Annotated in this window: 19 protein-coding genes and 1 tRNA gene; 9 read left to right on the top strand and 11 right to left on the bottom strand. The window is 31.6% G+C overall.

Annotated features, from left to right (window positions below; genetic code table 11):
• Window positions 1-6 precede the first annotated feature (6 nt).
• The 8 genes from ACQY63_RS08945 (at window position 7) to ACQY63_RS08910 (ending at window position 7,567) form a co-directional block, all read left to right on the top strand.
• Window positions 7-429 (top strand): ATP synthase subunit C, encoded by a 423-nt coding sequence (locus ACQY63_RS08945; protein ID WP_118000010.1) that lies wholly within the window; start codon window positions 7-9, stop codon window positions 427-429.
• A gap of 32 nt (window positions 430-461) precedes the next feature.
• Window positions 462-770, top strand: coding sequence for a V-type ATP synthase subunit F (locus ACQY63_RS08940; protein WP_022165203.1), 309 nt, complete (start codon window positions 462-464; stop codon window positions 768-770).
• Between the two features lie 15 nt (window positions 771-785).
• Complete coding sequence (locus tag ACQY63_RS08935) at window positions 786-1,358, top strand: V-type ATP synthase subunit E (protein WP_302690221.1); 573 nt, start codon at window positions 786-788, stop codon at window positions 1,356-1,358.
• Between the two features lie 11 nt (window positions 1,359-1,369).
• Entirely contained in the window at window positions 1,370-3,136 is a 1,767-nt protein-coding gene (locus ACQY63_RS08930) for a V-type ATP synthase subunit A (protein ID WP_428245067.1), read from the top strand.
• 11 nt (window positions 3,137-3,147) lie between these two features.
• Window positions 3,148-4,530, top strand: a complete 1,383-nt coding sequence (locus tag ACQY63_RS08925) for a V-type ATP synthase subunit B (RefSeq protein ID WP_302690222.1) — start codon at window positions 3,148-3,150, stop codon at window positions 4,528-4,530.
• Window positions 4,531-4,546: 16 nt separating this feature from the next.
• Window positions 4,547-5,161, top strand: a complete 615-nt coding sequence (locus ACQY63_RS08920; RefSeq protein WP_022165199.1) for a V-type ATP synthase subunit D — start codon at window positions 4,547-4,549, stop codon at window positions 5,159-5,161.
• 233 nt (window positions 5,162-5,394) lie between these two features.
• Window positions 5,395-6,792 carry a D-alanyl-D-alanine carboxypeptidase family protein gene (locus ACQY63_RS08915; RefSeq protein WP_428245066.1) on the top strand — a complete coding sequence of 466 codons (1,398 nt, stop codon included), beginning with the start codon at window positions 5,395-5,397 and terminating at the stop codon, window positions 6,790-6,792.
• A gap of 19 nt (window positions 6,793-6,811) precedes the next feature.
• On the top strand, window positions 6,812-7,567 hold the full coding sequence (locus ACQY63_RS08910; RefSeq protein ID WP_022165197.1) for a tyrosine-type recombinase/integrase: 756 nt from the start codon (window positions 6,812-6,814) through the stop codon (window positions 7,565-7,567).
• A gap of 192 nt (window positions 7,568-7,759) precedes the next feature.
• On the opposite strand, the gene ACQY63_RS08905 is transcribed toward ACQY63_RS08910, so the two are convergent.
• From ACQY63_RS08905 to serS, 3 genes are all read right to left on the bottom strand, one after another.
• Window positions 7,760-8,770, bottom strand: a complete 1,011-nt coding sequence (locus tag ACQY63_RS08905; protein ID WP_022165196.1) for a 3'-5' exonuclease — start codon at window positions 8,768-8,770, stop codon at window positions 7,760-7,762.
• A gap of 220 nt (window positions 8,771-8,990) precedes the next feature.
• Window positions 8,991-9,064, bottom strand: a tRNA-Arg gene (locus tag ACQY63_RS08900).
• Between the two features lie 127 nt (window positions 9,065-9,191).
• Window positions 9,192-10,475, bottom strand: a complete 1,284-nt coding sequence (gene serS / locus ACQY63_RS08895) for a serine--tRNA ligase (protein ID WP_022165195.1) — start codon at window positions 10,473-10,475, stop codon at window positions 9,192-9,194.
• 183 nt (window positions 10,476-10,658) lie between these two features.
• Here serS and ACQY63_RS08890 point away from each other — a divergent pair, with 183 nt between their 5' ends.
• Window positions 10,659-11,396, top strand: a complete 738-nt coding sequence (locus ACQY63_RS08890; RefSeq protein ID WP_022165194.1) for a phosphotransferase — start codon at window positions 10,659-10,661, stop codon at window positions 11,394-11,396.
• A gap of 265 nt (window positions 11,397-11,661) precedes the next feature.
• On the opposite strand, the gene ACQY63_RS08885 is transcribed toward ACQY63_RS08890, so the two are convergent.
• The 8 genes from ACQY63_RS08885 to mnmG all read right to left on the bottom strand — a co-directional run bounded on the left by ACQY63_RS08885 (window position 11,662) and on the right by mnmG (window position 20,062).
• Window positions 11,662-12,462: a LiaF transmembrane domain-containing protein gene (locus ACQY63_RS08885; RefSeq protein WP_428245065.1), complete on the bottom strand. Its 801-nt coding sequence runs from the start codon at window positions 12,460-12,462 to the stop codon at window positions 11,662-11,664.
• Window positions 12,459-12,920, bottom strand: a complete 462-nt coding sequence (locus ACQY63_RS08880) for a LytTR family DNA-binding domain-containing protein (protein ID WP_022165193.1) — start codon at window positions 12,918-12,920, stop codon at window positions 12,459-12,461. The genes ACQY63_RS08885 and ACQY63_RS08880 overlap by 4 nt, the downstream gene beginning before the upstream one ends.
• Before the next feature lie 311 nt (window positions 12,921-13,231).
• Window positions 13,232-13,702, bottom strand: coding sequence for a DUF4446 family protein (locus ACQY63_RS08875; protein WP_022164521.1), 471 nt, complete (start codon window positions 13,700-13,702; stop codon window positions 13,232-13,234).
• Between the two features lie 62 nt (window positions 13,703-13,764).
• A complete protein-coding gene (locus ACQY63_RS08870; protein WP_022164522.1) occupies window positions 13,765-14,706 on the bottom strand; it encodes a ParB/RepB/Spo0J family partition protein in 942 nt (313 codons plus the stop codon).
• A gap of 243 nt (window positions 14,707-14,949) precedes the next feature.
• Window positions 14,950-15,711, bottom strand: coding sequence for a ParA family protein (locus ACQY63_RS08865; protein WP_176815088.1), 762 nt, complete (start codon window positions 15,709-15,711; stop codon window positions 14,950-14,952).
• A gap of 739 nt (window positions 15,712-16,450) precedes the next feature.
• A complete protein-coding gene (locus tag ACQY63_RS08860; protein ID WP_022164598.1) occupies window positions 16,451-16,978 on the bottom strand; it encodes a hypothetical protein in 528 nt (175 codons plus the stop codon).
• 10 nt (window positions 16,979-16,988) lie between these two features.
• Entirely contained in the window at window positions 16,989-17,708 is a 720-nt protein-coding gene (rsmG, locus tag ACQY63_RS08855; protein ID WP_022164597.1) for a 16S rRNA (guanine(527)-N(7))-methyltransferase RsmG, read from the bottom strand.
• A gap of 473 nt (window positions 17,709-18,181) precedes the next feature.
• The gene (gene mnmG, locus ACQY63_RS08850) at window positions 18,182-20,062 is read right to left on the bottom strand and encodes a tRNA uridine-5-carboxymethylaminomethyl(34) synthesis enzyme MnmG (RefSeq protein WP_428245064.1); all 1,881 of its coding nucleotides are present in this window, start codon (window positions 20,060-20,062) and stop codon (window positions 18,182-18,184) included.
• Between the last annotated feature and the right edge of the window lie 12 nt (window positions 20,063-20,074).

Genomic DNA, 20,074 nt, shown 5'->3' with positions numbered 1-20,074 from the left:
TTTAATATGTTAATTAATGTTTTATTTTCAGTAGCTTTATTACTTACAATTGTTTTACCATTAGTAGTTTACTTTGTTGGAGAACAGAGTAAAGGTCGTTTCAAAAGAACAGTTTTAACAAACTGCTTAACATTCTTTGGAACTTTCCTTTTAGGAACTATCGTTATTTTCAGTAACACAGCAAGTGCCGCTGTAACAAGTGATGCAGCTTCTTCTAACGGTTTAGGTCTTATTGCCGCAGGTCTTGCAATTGGTCTTTCATGTATAGGTTCAGGTTACGCAGTTGCAAGCTCAGCTAGTGCAGCTCTTGGAGCATTAAGCGAAGATTCAAGCATTTTCGGTAAAGCACTTATCTTCGTTGCCTTAGCAGAAGGTATTGCTCTTTGGGGATTTATTGTTGCATTCCTTATTCTTACACACGTTGCATAAATTCATTTGTACACAGTGTTTAGGAGGCTTTTATGAAAATGTATTTAATCAGCGACAATGTAGACACTTTAACAGGCATGCGTTTAGCCGGTGTTGAAGGCGTAGTTGTCCATGGTCGTAAAGAGGCAAAAGCCGCAGTTGAAAAAGTTCTGGAAGATAAAAATCTTGGAATTTTACTTATAACAGAAAAATTAAGTTTTGAAATTCCTGAAGTAATAGACGACATAAAACTTAACAAGAAACAGCCTTTGTTAGTAGAAATTCCCGACCGACATGGTCTTGGTCGCCAAAAGAATTTCATTACTAACTATATTAACGAGGCTATTGGAATCAAAATTTAGAAAGGATACAGGGCTATGACTATAGAAGAAAAGATGGAGCACTTTAGAAGTATTTCCTTAGAAAGTGCCAACAACAAAAGCGCTGAATCACTTAGTAGCTACAAGGCATCTTTAGATGATGAACTGGCAATTCACAAAGAAAATGCCACTCTTTTATCAGAAGAATCTAAACGTGCCAGAATGAATCAGGTTAAAGCTAATTCAAAAAAGGAGTTAGCTTCAGCCCAAATGCTTATTAAGAAACAAATTACAAATAAGCAGTCGGAATTAAAATCCAAAGTTTTCGAATCTGTTAGGGGAAAACTCATAGCATATAGAAAAACACCTGAATATGTTAAACAGCTTGAAAACCAAATAGATAAAATCATTAAGGAATATGGTGACTTAAACATTACTATTTACATTGATCCTGAAGATTCTCATTTACTTAACGTTTTAAAAGAATCTTTTAATGTAAATATTGAAGTTTATAAAAAAGAATTTCTAGGTGGGACAAGAACTATCGTTCCTGAGAAAAATATTCTTATAGACAATTCTTTTAAAACACGCCTTATTGAAGAACAGGAACAATTTACATTTACATTTTAGGAGGCAGTCAATTGGAGAAAACAGGAAAGATTTATGGAATTAACGGGCCTGTTGTTTATATTAAAGGTAAAACAGACTTTAAAATGGGCGAAATGGTTTACGTTAGTTCTGAAAGATTGGTTGGTGAAGTTATTGGTCTTTCATCTGAAATGACTACCATCCAAGTTTATGAAGAAACCAGTGGTCTAAAACCCTGGGAACTAATATATGGTACAGACAGTGCTATTTTCGTTACTTTAGCTCCTGGTATTTTAAATAATATTTTTGACGGTATTGAAAGACCACTTAGCGAAATAGAGAAACAGTCAGGTGCATTTATTTCCAGAGGAGTAAATGTAAACTCACTTGATATAACAAAAAAATGGGATGTACACATTACAGTAAATGTAGGTGACTATGTCTCAGGCGGTACAATTATCGCCACAACTCAGGAAACAAGAGCTATTGTTCACAAGTCAATGGTTCCACCTTACATTAAGGGAACTGTTGTAAGTGTTGTGGATGATGGTCAGTATACAATTAACGACACTATTGTAACCATTAAGAAAGATGATGGTTCTACTTTAGACCTGACTCTTACACAGAAATGGCCAATCAGACAGCCTAGACCAATTAACAAACGATTTGGTACTACTGCTCCATTGGTTACGGGACAAAGAATCATGGATACTCTTTTCCCTTTGGCAAAAGGCGGTACTGCAGCAATACCCGGTGGTTTTGGTACAGGAAAAACAATGAACCAGCATCAGATTGCCAAGTGGGCTGATGCAGATATTATTATTTACATTGGTTGTGGTGAACGTGGAAACGAAATGACTCAGGTTCTTGATGAATTTTCAGAACTTGTTGATCCAAAGTCAGGTAATCCACTTATGGACAGAACAACACTTATTGCAAATACAAGTAACATGCCTGTAGCAGCCAGAGAGGCTTCAATTTACACAGGTATTACTTTAGCAGAATATTATCGTGACATGGGCTATCATGTTGCAATTATGGCAGACTCTACATCAAGATGGGCTGAAGCTCTTAGAGAATTATCAGGCCGACTTGAAGAAATGCCTGCTGAAGAAGGTTTCCCTGCATATCTTGCCAGCAGATTATCTGCTTTCTATGAAAGAGCCGGCTATATGGAAAACCTTAACGGAACTGAAGGTTCAATTTCAATTATTGGAGCTGTATCTCCACAGGGTGGTGACTTTTCAGAACCTGTTACACAGAACACAAAGCGATTTGTACGCTGCTTCTGGGGACTTGATAAATCACTGGCTTACGCAAGACATTTCCCTGCCATTCACTGGCTTACAAGTTACAGCGAATATGCTGATGAATTAACTAATTGGTACAACACAAACGTTGGACCTGATTTTTCATCCTGCAGAGCACAGGTGCTTTCTCTTTTAAATCAGGAAAGTTCATTAATGGAAATTGTAAAATTAATTGGTAGCGACGTTTTACCTGATGACCAGAAACTTACTTTGGAAATTGCCAGAGTAATACGTTTAGGATTTTTACAGCAGAACGCGTTCCATGATCAGGATACATGCGTTCCACTAAAGAAACAGCTATTAATGATGAAAACAATTCTTTATTTATACGAAAAATCATCAAAACTTATAGCAATGGGAATACCAATGTCCATACTTAAACAAAATAACATTTTTGAAAAAGTTATTGCCATTAAATATGATATTCCTAATAACAAACTTTCAATGTTTGACGATTACAAAGTGGCAATTGATGATTTCTACGCAAAAATTATTGAGGAACAGGCATAAGGAGGTGCAACATGGCTATAGAATATTTAGGATTAAGCGAAATAAACGGGCCTTTAGTTGCTCTTGAAGGTATAAAAGATGCCGCTTATGACGAAATTGTTGAATTTAAAATGAACGATGGAGAAGAGAAAAGACTTGGACGTATTATCGAAATCAATGAAGACAAAGCTGTTATTCAGGTTTTCGAAGGTTCCGAGGGCATGTCTCTTACCAATACACATACAAAACTAACAGGACACCCTATGGAAGTTGCCCTGTCACCGGATATTTTAGGCCGTACTTTTAACGGTGTAGGTAAGCCTTTAGACGGGCTACCACCTATTAACGGAGAAAAAAGAGACGTAAACGGTATGCCTCTTAACCCTGTTAGTAGAGAATATCCTAGAAACTACATTAGAACAGGAATCTCAGCCATTGACGGTTTAACAACTTTAATTCGTGGTCAGAAGCTTCCTATTTTTTCAGGAAACGGTTTGCCACATGACCAGCTGGCAGCCCAGTTAGTTAATCAGTCATCTTTAGGTGATGACACCAACGAAAAGTTTGCTGTTGTGTTTGCAGCCATGGGTGTAAAAAACGACGTTGCCGACTTCTTCAAACGTTCTTTTGAAGAATCAGGTGCCTTAGAACATACCGTAATGTTCCTTAACATGGCAAATGATCCTGTAGTAGAACGTCTTATTACACCGAAAGTTGCTTTAACTGTTGCAGAATATTTAGCTTACGAAAAAGATATGCACATTCTTGTTATACTAACCGATATGACTACTTTTGCGGAAGCTATGCGTGAGGTTTCCTCTTCAAAAGGTGAAATTCCTTCAAGAAAAGGTTATCCGGGTTATTTATACAGTGAACTTGCAACTATTTATGAACGTGCAGGTATTATAAAAGGTGCCAAAGGTTCTGTTACACAGATTCCTATTTTAACAATGCCAAATGATGACATTACCCATCCAATACCTGACTTAACAGGTTACATTACTGAAGGTCAGATTACGTTGGATCGTTCATTATATGGTCAGGGCATTTATCCGCCTATTAATGTTCTTCCATCACTTTCACGTCTTATGAAGGACGGCATCGGTGAAGGATTTACAAGAGAAGACCATCAGGATGTTGCTAACCAGCTTTTCTCTGCTTACGCAAAAGTTGGAGATGCAAGAGCCTTAGCTTCAGTTATCGGTGAAGATGAATTATCACCAACTGATAAAAAGTATCTTGAATTTGGTAAAGCTTTTGAAGCTGAATTTGTTGGCCAAGGTATGGGTGTTAATAGAAACATTATAGAAACATTAAATTTAGGTTGGAAATTACTTCATATTCTTCCTAAAGAAGAACTTGATAGAATTGATACAAAGATTTTAGATAAATACTACAACGCATTTACAGATTAGTTAGGAGGTGGCACAATTGAATTTGAATACAGTACCTACTAAGGGTAATTTAATGGCCGCCAAAAGTTCACTGGCTCTGGCACGACAAGGCTACGAACTAATGGACAAAAAAAGAAATATTCTTATACGTGAGATTATGGACCTAACAGAAAAAGCTGAATTAATTCAGCATGAAATTGATAAAACTTTTACAGATGCTTATGCAGCTTTGGAAAAAGCCAACATTGAGCTTGGCATCAAAAACGTAGAGACTTTTGCCTTCAACGTTCCACCTGAACAGGATATTCACATAAAAACACGAAGTGTTATGGGAACTGAAATTCCTCTTGTGAAACATAAAGAAGAAGTTCAAAATCCTGTTTATTCCTTTTACGGAACAACAGAATCTTTGGACGAAGCAAAATCTCATTTTGAGAAAGTAAAAGACCTTACAATTAGGTTGTCCATGATTGAAAATGCCGCCTACCGTTTGGCATACAACATTAAGAAAACACAGAAACGTGCTAATGCTCTTCAAAACATAACAATTCCTAACTATGAGGTACTTGTTAAAACTATTGAGAATGCACTTGAAGAAAAAGAACGTGAAGAATTCACACGACTAAAAGTTATAAAATCAAGAGTTCATTAATAATAAGTTTATAAGATTATTTTGAAGTGCAAATAACATAACAAAAAGTTAAGAAAAGATTAGGGTGTTTTAACATTCTAATCTTTTTTGTTTTTTTAATCTTTTCTTAATTAAGTTAATAACACATTTTTCATACTTTTTTCACTATTTTACCAAGGGGATTACTGTTGATTTTTTTACATGTTCCTAGTAAAATAATATGAGACATATAAAAAGAATTAAAGAGGATTTAAATGAAGAAATTTTTATCATATATATTATCAGTTTTTATGCTTGTTACTTTTGTGGGGCAGGCGTTTGGTGGCTGGCAAACAGATGTGTCCGCCGCTACTAAGAAAAGTTTACCAAAAGCTCCATCTATTATTGGAGAATCAGCAATTCTAATTGAACCAACAACAGGTACAATTATTTACGAAAAGGATCCACATAAGAAAATGTATCCTGCAAGTATTACAAAGATTATGACTGCTTTACTTGCAATAGAGAATTGCAAAATGAATGACACTGTAGTTTACTCAAAGAAGAATTTAGACAGTCTTACTGCTGAGGATTCTAACATTCAGTGTCAGGTTGGTGAGAAAATGAGTGTTAAGGATTGTTTATACGCATTAATGCTTTCCTCAGCCAACGAAACAGCTACAGCCTTAGCAGAACATATTGCAGGAAGTTCAGAGGCTTTTGCCAAGCTAATGAATGAACGCGCTAAACAGGCTGGCGCTACAGATACTCATTTTGCTAACCCAAATGGTTTACATGATGATAACCATTATGTAACAGCTTATGATATGGCAATGATTATGAAAGCTGCCATACAGTACTCTGTTTTTTTGGATGTAATTCATACAACTGAATATACAATTCCTGCAAATAATAAGAGAACTAAACCTTTCCAGTCATATCAGAGACATAAGATGATTTTTACAACCAGTCCATATTATGACGCTGATGTAATTGGTGGCAAGACCGGTTACACAGACCAGGCTGGAAAAACACTTGTGACTTATGCAAAACGTGGAAATGTTTCACTTATATCCGTTGTGCTGAAATCTAACGGTGAGCAGGTTTTCGACGATACAAAGAAATTACTTGATTACGGTTTTGATAATTTTAACTACGAAAATGTATCCGAAAATGATAGTCGATTTAACTTCGACACTTCTAATGATTTTATATCGCCTTTTTCTGATACAATTTCAAATATTACAGTAGACAAGAATGCATCAATTCTAATTCCAAAAGGAATTTCATTTAGCGATTTAGACACTGATGTATCTTTCAATTTAACTGATGGTTCATTTGCATCAATTACCTATAAATATGGGGATATGGTTCTTGGAACTGCAAATATTAACTATACACAGTCTAAAGACAATGATGAGACTAAATCTGAGGAAACTACTTCAACTAATAACATAGTAACAAATGCTGTTAGTACAACTACTAAGGCTCCTGAAAAAGCCAATAATAGTAAAACAACTACAAATAATTCAAAGAAAACATCATTTAATTTTCTTCCAATTATTTTAATTGTTTTATTTATTGCAATAGTTGCTGCGGCTATCATTGCTATTAAAGCACATCAAAGAAAATTAAATAAAATTCGAGATATGAAAAGACGTTATAGGCATTAATATTTTAGGAGGTATTTATATGAATTGGGTTGCACCTATTAAGGACTATGAAACACTAGAAAATTTTAAGAAGGTTCTAAAAGATATTGATTACAAATATTATATTATGTTTGAACTTGGTATCGGTACAGGTCTTCAACTTCAGGATATTCTTACATTTAAGAACAAAGATGTTAGAGGTAAATCTGAAATCACTGTAAAAATTGGAGCAAAGAATATTGAAAACACATTTACAGTTCCTGAAGAATTACAAAAAATCATTACAGACTATACAGAAGGAAAGGATCCTGACGCTTATCTTATTTTAGGTCACAAGACACAGAATCGTCCTGTTTGTCGTGAACAGGCATACAGAGTGCTTCGTGCAGCCGGTCACAAAATTGGACTTAGCTCAATTGGTGCCCAGACAATGCGTAAGACATTCGCTTGGAACTATTATAAGAAAACAGGAGACATTTATCATCTTCAGCATTTATTTAATCACGCTTCACCATCTATTACATATAGATTTATTGGTGAAAAGCCAAACATGGAAGTTGTTTTAAAGAAAATGACACCACAGGAAAATGCACGTAGCAGATATATGTTATATCTTAACGGAAGTGGTAAAAAGAGACTTACAGATATAATTGATACTCTTACATCTATTAAAGAAGATTTTGACAATCCTGCAAACAACGATGCATTCTACGGAACAGTTGAATGTCTTCTTGATGAATTAGATGCACTTATTACTAATTACAAAGAAACAAGAGAATCAGAAAATCCATTCTAAGGAATTTATATTATATAATAATGTTGCTTGCGACATTCTACGTGCCGAGCGTGTGTTGCTTTAGCAACATTTTTCCATTCGCGCGAGTGCGCATCCATAGTGGAACGTTTTTTATGTAATAAGAAATTCTGAAGGAATTTCTTATTACATAAAAAAAGAGCAGTTAATCATAATTGATTTACTGCTCTTTTTTTAATCGTCGTCTTCTTCGTTTTCATCCCATATTTCTTCAACGACTATTTCTTTATCCAGAGACCTCTGTCTTCTCTCTCGTCTCTTTTCCCTAATTGATTCCTGTTTTTCATGTATTGAATTAGCACCTTCATCATCAGTAGATTTCATAATCTTAATAGCAAAGAAACTGTCTTCTTCTAATTTTTTTACTCTAATCTTTCCCCTAACATAACCATGCTCAGGACATTTTCCTAAACAATAGTATGTTCTACCGCTATCAGAAAACCAGTCGATAATAACTTCAAGTGGTTTATCGCACTTATTACATAACATTGAACTGATTTCTTCTTCTTTGAACATTTCGTCTTTGTCCAAGAATTCTCTTGTTACTAACTTAGTATACTCATCAAATCTTACAAAGATTTCTTCCTCTTTGATTCTTGGAGAATAAAAAGTATCAATTGATAATCTTCCCTTATACTTTTCATAATCCATTTTTTGTAATACTTTTGCGGTATAATAAGCATCACTTAATGCTCTGTGGAACTCTCCGTCCTCCGGAATTTCCAAATATTCAACTGCGCTTGTCAAAGTTCTTTTCATGTGTCCATCATCATATCGTAGACTAAACATTTTCTGCAAATCCACGTAAAATAACGGAAAATCTAAAATTCTCTCTAACTTATAATGCTTCATATTTCTTTGGAGTTCTGTTAAGTCCATGGAGCCCCATGTACAAAACATGTAATCATCACCACACCAGTCCAAAAAATCCAAAACGGTTCTTTTGAAATCCTTACCATGACTTAATTCCTCATTAGTGAAATGAGTAATCTCCTCAATCTTATGATGAAGTTTCTTATATACTCTTGGCTTAATTACCTGTTGATAAGAATCTATTATCTCTTTCCTATCACCACTTACTTTTACCGCGCCAATTTCTATAATTTCAAATGGTAAATCTGAATGTTGATGACTTTTTCCGTAAGGATTTTGGTTCCATTCCAAATCCATTACAATATATTCCATCTTTTTTCTCCATTTATATTATTAGCATATTTATAAATATACATTACTTATATTTCTAAATGTATGTTACTTCAATATGCTAAAGCCTCAGGCTTTATAATACCATTTAATAGTATGTTTTACAAGTGTGCATCCCTAGTGGAACGTTTTAATATAATAGTAAATTTATATGAAATTTACTATTATATTAAAAAGCAGCTACATAGTAGCTGCTTTAACCCGTCCCAGACAGGAATCGAACCTGCGACGTTTCGCTTAGGAGGCGAACCCTCTATCCTACTGAGGTACTGAGACATTTATAATCAATTACGGCAAAGAAACATCTTCGCCGTAACTAATATATCATATTAACATTTTATTAGGTATTACATATTTTATTATCATAAATATAAATTGTATAGAAAATATGTTAATAACTTAATTATTTTACTTCGATTTTTTCTTTTCCACCCATGTATGGTCTTAAAACTTCAGGTATGCTTACGCTTCCATCAGCATTAAGGTTATTTTCTAAGAATGCAATAAGCATACGTGGTGGAGCAACAACTGTGTTGTTAAGTGTATGAGCAAAGTAGTTTCCATCTTTACCCTTAACTCTAATTCCAAGTCTTCTTGCCTGAGCATCTCCTAAGTTAGAGCAGCTACCAACTTCAAAATATTTCTTCTGTCTTGGTGACCATGCTTCAACGTCAACTGACTTAACTTTAAGATCTGCTAAATCACCTGAACAACATTCTAATGTTCTAACAGGAATATCCATGCTTCTGAATAAATCTACTGTATTCTTCCAAAGCTTGTCATACCACATCATACTGTCTTCAGGTTTACAAATAACAATCATTTCCTGTTTTTCAAACTGATGAATTCTGTAAACTCCTCTTTCTTCAATACCATGAGCTCCTTTTTCTTTACGGAAACATGGTGAATAACTTGTAAGTGTGTATGGAAGATTTTCTTCATTTGTATGTGTTCCAATAAACTTACCAATCATTGAATGTTCGCTTGTACCGATTAAGTAAAGGTCTTCACCTTCAATCTTGTACATCATCTGATCCATTTCATCAAAACTCATAACACCTGTTACTACGTTACTTCTAATCATAAAAGGTGGTACACAGTATGTGAAACCTCTATCAATCATAAAATCTCTAGCGTATGAAAGAACTGCTGAATGAAGTCTTGCAATATCTCCCATAAGATAGTAGAAACCATTTCCTGCAACATTTCGTGCAGCTTCTAAATCTATGCCATTGAATTTTTCCATAATTTCTGTATGATATGGAACTTCAAAATCAGGAACAACAGGTTCACCAAATCTTTCAAGTTCAACATTTTCGCTGTCATCTTTTCCAATTGGAACTGATGGGTCAATAATATTTGGAATAACCATCATTCTCTTCTTAATTTCTTCTGCTGTTCTCTTTTCTTCTGCTGTAAGTTCATCAATCTTAGCATTACCGGCAGCAACTTTTGCCTTAATTTCTTCAGCTTCTTCCTTCTTGCCTTCCTTCATAAGTCCACCAATCTTCTTTGATAAACTATTCTTTTCAGCACGAAGTGATTCAACTTCTTTTTTGATCTTACGATTCTGATCATCTAATTCTATAACTTCATCAACTAATGGAAGTTTCTTATCCTGGAATTTGTTCTTAATGTTCTGTTTAACAATATCAGGATTTTCTCTGACAAATTTAATATCTAACATATTTATTACCACCTATTTTCTATGTTTTTTCGCGCTTTTTTATTATTAAAACGGTATTTCGATTATACCCCTAACATACTATTTTTGCAAGGTATAGCCTTATTTTTTCAAGGATTGTAGCCAAGATTTTTTAATTGTGATATACTAATTTGGAATGTAAATATATATTTAAGAGGTTTACTTATGAATTTTGAAATAATTAACACAAGACGTAACAATAAAATATACACTAATGGAATTGATACATATAAGGTTTTCAATGAAAACTATGACAAAAGATTAGTTTTTTTAGAATCATTTATTACAACTGAAGTTGAAGCCGCAGGTGTCAAAGTTCCTTCTATTAAAGAAGTAACTTTTAATGACAACCACTGGTGTTTTAAATCAGATTCCATTAAAGGGGACACTTTATTTTCTTTAATAAAAAATGATTCTGATAATGTTGATAAATATTTAGACAAAATGGTTGAAGTTCATACTTCTATTCATAAATTTAAATGTCCTAAACTTCCAATTCAGAAGGACAAGCTTACAGATTATATTAAATTATCAGACTTAGACGAAGGTATGAAAATTGACCTTTTAGATATGCTTAACACATGTCCAAAACACAATAAACTTGTTCATGGTAATTTTACACCACACAATGTTTTGGTATCTGATAATGGTGATTACATTTTAGATTGGAATCATGCAGCCCAGGGCAGTGCCAGTGCCGACGTAGCCCGCACTTATATTTGGATGAAGATGAACATGCCAGAATACGCTGATTTATATTTAACCAAATTCTGCGATGCAACTAACACAAGTTCAAAGTATGTTCGTAACTGGATTCCAATTGTGGCAGCCGCAAGACTTGGCAAGAAGAATCCCGGAGAAGAAGATTTGTTAAATAGTTTAATTTCTATTATAGAATATTAAGATTTATATAACTTTAATAAACAAAAAAGACATGGAGTTCATATTAATTATAGGCAGCTAAACTTTCTATGATTACAATCTGAACCCCATGTCTTTTTTAATGTATCTATCTAATATTATTTATTTAATATTTATATTTAATGTTTTTATCTAATATCTTTAATGTATTATTCTACACACCAAGTGCGTGCCCGTCCACAACTATTTTCTTTTTGCACGAGTGTGCATCCCTAGTGGAATGTTTATTAGATTAATCTATTCTTATTTATACCCTGATTATTTCAACTCCTGCAGCTCTTACAATTCCACTAATAACCAAAGTAACATCATTTACTGCCATGTCTATGTCTGCCGGTTCTTCAACAACACCTACAAAACAGTCGATGTTATTCTGAACCTTCCAATTTTTTGGTATATATATTTCCATGCCACCTGCTATACATTCAATTCTCATGTATACTTTATCTCCTGCAGCTTTGGCATTATCTAAATACACTTCCATGCCACCTGCTTTGTTAATAATCTCAACGCTTTTTAGATTCTGTGAATCAATGTATTTTTCTGCACCTGAAAACCTATTCATATGATAAACATGTTCACCATCAACGTGACTTTCGTGTGGTTGTGATGTTCCATATTCTGTGTTCCTTTCATCTGTTGTGTTATTATCATTTTCAAAATTATTATTGTTTTCATTAAACTTTTTTTGATAGTTATTATCATAATTATTATAATACTTATGCTGCCAATTTTTTCTTTTGCTATCTTTAAATATAAATGAAACTCCGATTGTTAAAAAAATTGCTGCTCCCATAACAGGCCATGGTGTTATCGCTTCTATACCAAGCTCTTTGTTCCATACAATTGCAAGAAATGCCAACGACATAAAAATAGAAAAACTTTTTCTTTCTATGCATCCCTTAATCAGCCACGCTATCCATAATATAGACACTATAATATGTCCTGTTATTACATCACCTATATAGCCCAGTTTACTTAACATCCACAAAATTGTTGCTGCTATAATTAAAACTCCACAAAAAATATTACTTGCTCTTTTTTTCATGTTATACTCCTTATCTCATCTATCTTATTTTTTAATGGCTTAAAATATCCTCTTGATACAAAGATATTTTTATGAGTATTTTTAAATTCAATTTTTGAAGAAGCTGTTATGTTTTTAGTAATAGAATATATTTCTTTTACATTAACAATTGCCGACTTTGATATTCTACAAAAATAACATGGCAAAATCTGTTCCAGTTCATAGAGTCTGCTTTTCGTTTCAAAAATATTATTTCTTGTATGAGCTTTTACAACATCACCGTCAGTTTCGAAAAATATTATATTTTCTAACGCCTCATAAAACTCCACATTATTTTTATACAACTCAATTTTTGTATTTATGGCATTCCTGGTCGAAAGTATCTTCTGCAAATTAATTATTTCTTCATTAATTTCAGAACATTTTATTACAACCTCATTTTCTATGTAGTTTTCATCCACATCAACTGTAATTTTCATAAGCTTCCTCTTAAATTTTCTTTAACATACATACATTCTATTAATTGTCTGATGAATTGTAAATACAATTTTGCTAAGTGGTAAAAATAAGACCTTAACAGGTAAAAAATATCCTGCAAACAAAAATGGTTGAGTGTTTTCAAAACTTCTTGTAGAAAACATTTTGTATAAAATTTTACTTTGTAGTTAAATTTTATGTAGTTTTCAGACCTTTCCATTTTTAATCTGCAGGATATTTTTATTCTTATTTAATTTTTTTATAATTTATATTTATTTTGTTCTATAATTCTTTTATAACTTTTGTTATTAATTTAACTATTCATTGCTTTTTCTAAGGCTTCTTTTTCTTCCTCACCTAATGTAGCATAAGCTTCGCCTTTAGTAATTTCCTTAATATAAGTATAACTACTATCTCTACCATGCATTGTATTTAGGATAAAACCTGTATTTGTGTCATCAAGCATGCAGAGAGCAAAACTTAAATTTCCACCCATTTCCTTAAAAGCATCATACTTTACAATTCCTAATTTATGGAATGTTGATGTTAAATTATGCAATGTTTTATCCATTTTTTCTTCATTAGATGTGTATGCCTGCTGAAGTTTATCCATCTGCTGGAAGTTTTCTTCAATTGCTGCTGATAAATTTTCAGCATTCTTACCTTTCATGAACTTTTCATATCTGTTCATAAGTTTTGTAATTCTGTTGTTTTGCTTAATATGTAGAATTAAAAATACTACAAACATTACTGCTATTATTCCTAAATAAATATAATCTTTCATTTTTTACTCCTTTTGTTTTGTTCTTTTAATTAATTGATACTATTCTATTTTGTTAATTCGAATTATTCTTCAATGTCATCAAACATTTCAAGTAATCTTTCTAATTCTTCCTGTGAATAGTATTCAATTTCAATTTTTCCTTTACCATTTTTCTTGTGATTAATTGAAACTTTTGTGCCCATTTTTTCTCTTAACTTATTAGCTATAGCATCGTATATAGCTGCTTCTGCTGATGGAATTGGAAGTTTAACCTGCTTTGGATTAAGAATTGACTTTACTAATTTTTCAGTATCACGTACACTTAATCCCTTGCTAACAATAGTCTTTGCCGCTTCAATTTGCAAATCTTCCTGTTCCAAAGTCAACAAAGCTCTCGCATGTCCCATTGAAATTTCGTCATTAATCAGCATATTTTGAACACTATCTGTTAATTTTAACAATCTCATAGAATTTGCAATTGCAGTTCTTGACTTTGACACTCTATTTGCAAGTTCTTCCTGTTTTAAACTATATTCATCAATTAAACTCTTATAAGCTAAAGCTTCTTCAATAGGATTTAAATCCTTTCGTTGAATATTTTCTATTAAAGCAATTTCCATTACTTCTCTATCTGAATATTCTTTTATAATAACAGGAACTTCCTTTAATTTTGCAAGCTTTGCGGCTCTCCATCTGCGTTCTCCTGCTATAATTTCATAATAATCATCTTTCTTCTGTACAACAATTGGCTGAATAATTCCAAATTGTTTAATAGAATCAGCTAATTCCTGTAAGGCTTCCTTGTCAAAATTCTTTCTTGGCTGTTCTCTATTAGGTTCTATGTCTGATATTTTCATCATTGTATCTCCGGGAACCGGAACTTTTACTTCTTTAATTACTTCCTTTACAACCTCTTTGACAACTTCCTTCTTCTCTGTTTTCTTTTTAGGTGTAGACCTTATAACATCAGTTTCAGGAATTAAGTTATTTATGCCTTTCCCTAATCCTTTTCTTTTTGCTGCCATATAAACTCCTTTTCATGTCGTTTATATATGTACATCATCTTTGTAACTATAAATAAATAGATAAACAAATGAACATTTACCTATAATTTTATCTATGTACATATATTTTATTAACATTTTACCGTATAATTTCTATATTTATGATCATATTTTGATAATTTATTAACCTTTTTTTATAAAAACTTCTATACTATAATACGAAATAATAATGTAATATAATATAATAATATAAAAACTGATAAATTATTCTTCTGCTATAACTTCCAATGCCAGATTGTTATAAGCAATAGCTCCAGCCGATTTACCATCATACATATGAATTGGTAATCCATAGCTTGGTGCTTCTGCTAATCTAACATTTCTTGGTATTACAGTATCATAAATCTTAATTTGTATGTTTTCTTTAACATTTTCAATAACTTCTGTTGATAAATTAGTTCTTTTATCAAACATTGTGAATACAATACCATCTATTTCGAGATTCTCGTTTAATCTCTCTTGAATCAGATTAATAGTATGTATTAATTGAGACAATCCCTCTAATGCATAATATTCGCACTGAATTGGAACTATAACTGAATCAGCTGCCGCCATGGCATTAACAGTTAAAATATTTAAAGATGGAGGACAGTCAATAATTATATATTCATAAAGATCTCTCACCATCTCTAAAGTCTCTTTTAATATAAATTCTCTTCCATCAACGCCTATCAAATCAATTTCTGCCCCTGATAAATTAACATTTGAAGGTAAAACGTTTAAATTTTCCACTACACTTTGTGTTAAGCACTCAGAAACAGTGCATTCTCCCAAAAATAACTCATAAATTGTATTTTCAAGATTCTGTTTTACTATTCCAACTCCACTTGTTGCGTTTCCCTGCGGATCTATATCAACTAATAATACTTTTTTTCCATTCTCTGCTAAACAAGAAGATAGATTAATTGCTGTAGTTGTTTTGCCTACACCACCTTTTTGATTTGCAATTGCAATAATTTTACCCATTTTCTATCTATCATTAGTATAACTAATGCCTTTCTTTCTTATTTTTAAGTCAAATTTCCCCATCTAGCTATTTTACCACAATAATATACGCTTTTCTATATATTTGTAAGATTAATTAGTTCCTTTTGGCATCTATTATATATATTTAACTGTATTTTTCCAAAATGTTTCACGTGAAACATTTATTTTTATATTTTCTCGTATCTAATCCACTTATATATATTAGATATCTGTATGTATTTATATTTATTTATTTATCTATTTATATTTATATTATTATATTTGTATATACATCTCTTACATTTTTTATATTTTATTGATTTACATTAAATTAAACAATATTTATATAATTCATTTTGTATTTATACATAAATATTGAATGTTTCACGTAAAACATTCAATATTTGCAGTTTTTTTAATAATAAATAGTTATTTATAGATGATTTGATAGTATTTCTATATTTTTTTTACAATATATACTTATTTTTTATTTATATGTATGTTATTTATATGATTTAGAAGATAATTTAAATATCTATTATAGTGCCAGAATGAAGTTTCTTATCCACTTTGCACTAAATATTACATATTCATTATTTTTATTTTGAATCTTACCCCGGAGTAAAGTTTAAAACTATTATTTTGTATTAATTTATACCTATTATATAATATTTTAATGTTATACTACTTATAAACAGCTTCCTTTGGCATTAAAATAAGATGTTTCACGTGAAACATCTTATTTTTCTAACATATTTATTACTTCCCGTATTTTATCTTTGGCTTTATATTTATCAATTTCTATAAGATTTAAACTTTCTGCCAAATTATCAATAATTTTATTATTGTCTATATTCAGATTAGTATGTATACTACTTTTAACAGTATTATTTTCTTTCCTTTCACATAATTTAGTTCCTTGTATATCAAATGTTTCACGTGAAACATTCGATATTTCTTCTAAACAGGCATCAATTAAACTGATTTCATTGGATAATTTGCTAATTTTATCTTTTAAACTATCATTTTCAGTTAAATATGATGATATATGTACTTCTAACTGGTTAATTTCCTGATTATTTAAACCACTATCACCTCTTCCTCGTACGGAAAAAATTTCAGAAGCTTCATCAACCATTGATTCTAAATGGTCTATTTTATTTTTAGACTCAACAATTGAATACATATTATCATTTAATTTATCTTCATATATCTTTAATTTTTCTTGTAATTTGCTTTTTCTATTAAACAGATAATCTTTTGTCACTATTTTCTCCTTATCTTATTGGTTTCTTTGATGGTACCCCTGCTTTTCTTGGGTATTTATTAGATGTAGAACGCTCTTTTTTTATTACAACAAAACTCCTATTAATATCAGAATGTGGTAATTCTTCAATATAAGTGTCTTCAATCTTTCCACCAAGAACTTTTATAGCCTTTTTTGCATTATCAGTTTCTTCTTCACTGAATTCAGACTTGTAACTTATAAATATTCCACTCTCATTTATAAATGGAATACAATATTCAGATAAAGTTGATAAATTAGCTACGGCTCTTGACACACATAAGCTAAATTTTTCTCTATATTCATCCATATGTGCAATATCTTCAGCTCTCCCATGAACAGTTGTTATATTTTTTAAGCCTAATTCATCAATTACATTATTTAAAAACTTTAATCTTTTATTTAATGAATCCAATAACACCACTCTAATTTCAGGAAACATAATCTTAATTGGAATACCAGGAAAACCTGCACCGGTTCCTACATCTATTAGTGAATCAAAATTATTTACATTAATTTTCTTTGCAACTAATAAACTATCAATGAAATGCTTTATTATTACTTCATCTAATTCTGTAATTGCTGTAAGATTCATAACCTTATTAGTTTCTATTAGCATTTCATAGTATTTCATAAACTGGTTAGCTTGTTCTTCACTTATTTCTAATCCAATCTTTTCTATTCCATCAATTAACAATTCTTTGCCGTTCATATAATCTCCTAAATTTTTATTGCATCCAAATAAATACTTTAAATTACATATTATATATTTCTAAATATTGTATATGTGCATATATTACTGTATTCATATACTCATTTATATGAGCAAATATCACTGTATCCATATGCTCATTTATATGTACATATATTACTTTTATTCATGCACTTGTTTATATGTACATATATTGTTTTTTATTCATACACTTGTTTGTATGTACATATATTACTTTTTTATTCATACACTCATTTATATAATCATATACACGCTCATATACTTACTCATATATTTACTCATTTATTTACTTATTTATTTACTCATTTACATATTCATCTAATTATCCAATTACTTATTAATATATTCTAATTAACTTTCGATAACTCTTTACATAAATAAATGTATTTAAATAATATTATTTAAATACATTTATCAATCACTATATTAACTTATTACTCTATAAAAAACAATTACTTACTTTTATGTTGTTCCATATGAATTAACAACACTGAAATATCTGCAGGAGAAACCCCTGAAATACGTGAAGCCTGACCAATACTTAATGGTTTATAGAATTCCAGCTTCTGTACAGCTTCTTTTCTTAAACTATTTACCTTTGTATAGTCAAAGTTTTCAGGTATTTTTTTGTTTTCAAGTTTCTTAAAGTTCTTTACCTGTTTTTTCTGTCTTTCAATATATCCATTATACTTAATGTTTATATTAACCTGTTCTTTAACATCATAAGGAATCTTTGGTCTTTCCTTATCTAATGGAGCAATTTTTTCATAATCAAGCTCCGGTCTTCTTATTAATTCAGCTAAGGTAGTTGCTGTTTTTAATGATGAACTACCTAAATCTGCCAAGATATCCTGATTTTCTTTTGCTGCTCCAATTTTATAATTTTCAAGTCTGTTAATTTCTTCTTCTATTAACTTTTCTTTTCTGCAAATATAATCATAACGTTCCTTTGGAACAAGACCTATTTCATATCCTAACTTAGATAGTCTTAAATCAGCATTATCTTGTCTAAGTAGTAATCTGTATTCAGCTCTTGAAGTCATCATTCTATAAGGTTCATGGCTTTCTTTAGTTACCAAATCATCAATTAACACACCAATATAACCTTGTGATCTGTCAATAACAATGCCTTCTTTTCCCTGAACAAATCTTGCCGCATTAATTCCGGCAACAATACCCTGAGCTGCAGCTTCCTCATAGCCTGAACTTCCATTAAACTGACCTGCACTAAACAAACCTTTTATTGTTTTGAACTCCAAATTTGGAAGTAACTGACCATAATCAATACAATCATATTCTATTGCATACGCATTTCTAACTATTTTGGCATTTTCAAGTCCTGGTACTGTGTGATACATTGCGTCCTGAACATCTTCAGGAAGTGATGATGACATACCACCTAAATACATTTCATTTGTATAAAGTCCTTCAGGCTCAATAAACACCTGATGTCTGTTTTTATCAGCAAACTTAACAACCTTATCTTCAATTGAAGGGCAGTATCTTGGACCTGTTCCCTCAATCATACCTGAAAATAAAGGTGATCTGTCAATGTTATCTCTTATAATTTCATGTGTTTTTTCATTTGTATAAGTCAACCAACATGAAACCTGTTCTTTTTGAATACTTTCCGGATCTGTTGAAAACGAAAATGGAACAATTCTTTCATCTCCAAACTGTTCTTCCATTTTTGAAAAATCAATTGAACGTTTATCTACTCTGGCAGGTGTACCTGTTTTAAATCTTCTCATCTTAATTCCGTTAGCAACTAAAGAATCTGATAAATGATTTGCTGTCATAAGTCCGTTAGGACCAGTATATTCACAAACATCACCGTAAATACACTTTGATTTCAAGTATACACCTGTAGCTAAAACTACTGCTTTTGCATAATAAGTTGCACCTGATACAGTTTTAACGCCCTTTATAACACCATCTTCAACTATTAATTCTGAAACTTCTCCCTGTTTAATAGTTAAATTATCTGTATTTTCCAGAGTGTGTCTCATTTCTCTAGTATAATTCTGTTTATCAGCCTGTGCTCTAAGTGAATGCACAGCCGGTCCCTTTGACTTGTTAAGCATTTTAGATTGAATAAAACTTTTATCAATATTTTTACCCATTTCGCCACCTAAAGCATCTATTTCTCTAACTAAATGTCCTTTAGATGTTCCACCAATATTAGGATTACATGGCATAAGTGCGATACTGTCTACACTTACCGTAAAAACTATAGTATCAAGTCCAAGTCTAGCTGATGCCAAAGCAGCTTCACAACCTGCATGTCCTGCACCAATTATTACTACATCATAATTTTTTTCAATCTTTAACATTTCTTCTCTCTT

This window comes from Eubacterium sp. Marseille-QA0814 (assembly GCF_965119675.1).
Classification (GTDB): Bacteria; Bacillota; Clostridia; order Lachnospirales; family Lachnospiraceae; genus Eubacterium_G.
The sequence above is the reverse complement of the archived record's forward strand: the minus strand, read 5'-3'. Positions and strand labels throughout refer to the sequence as shown.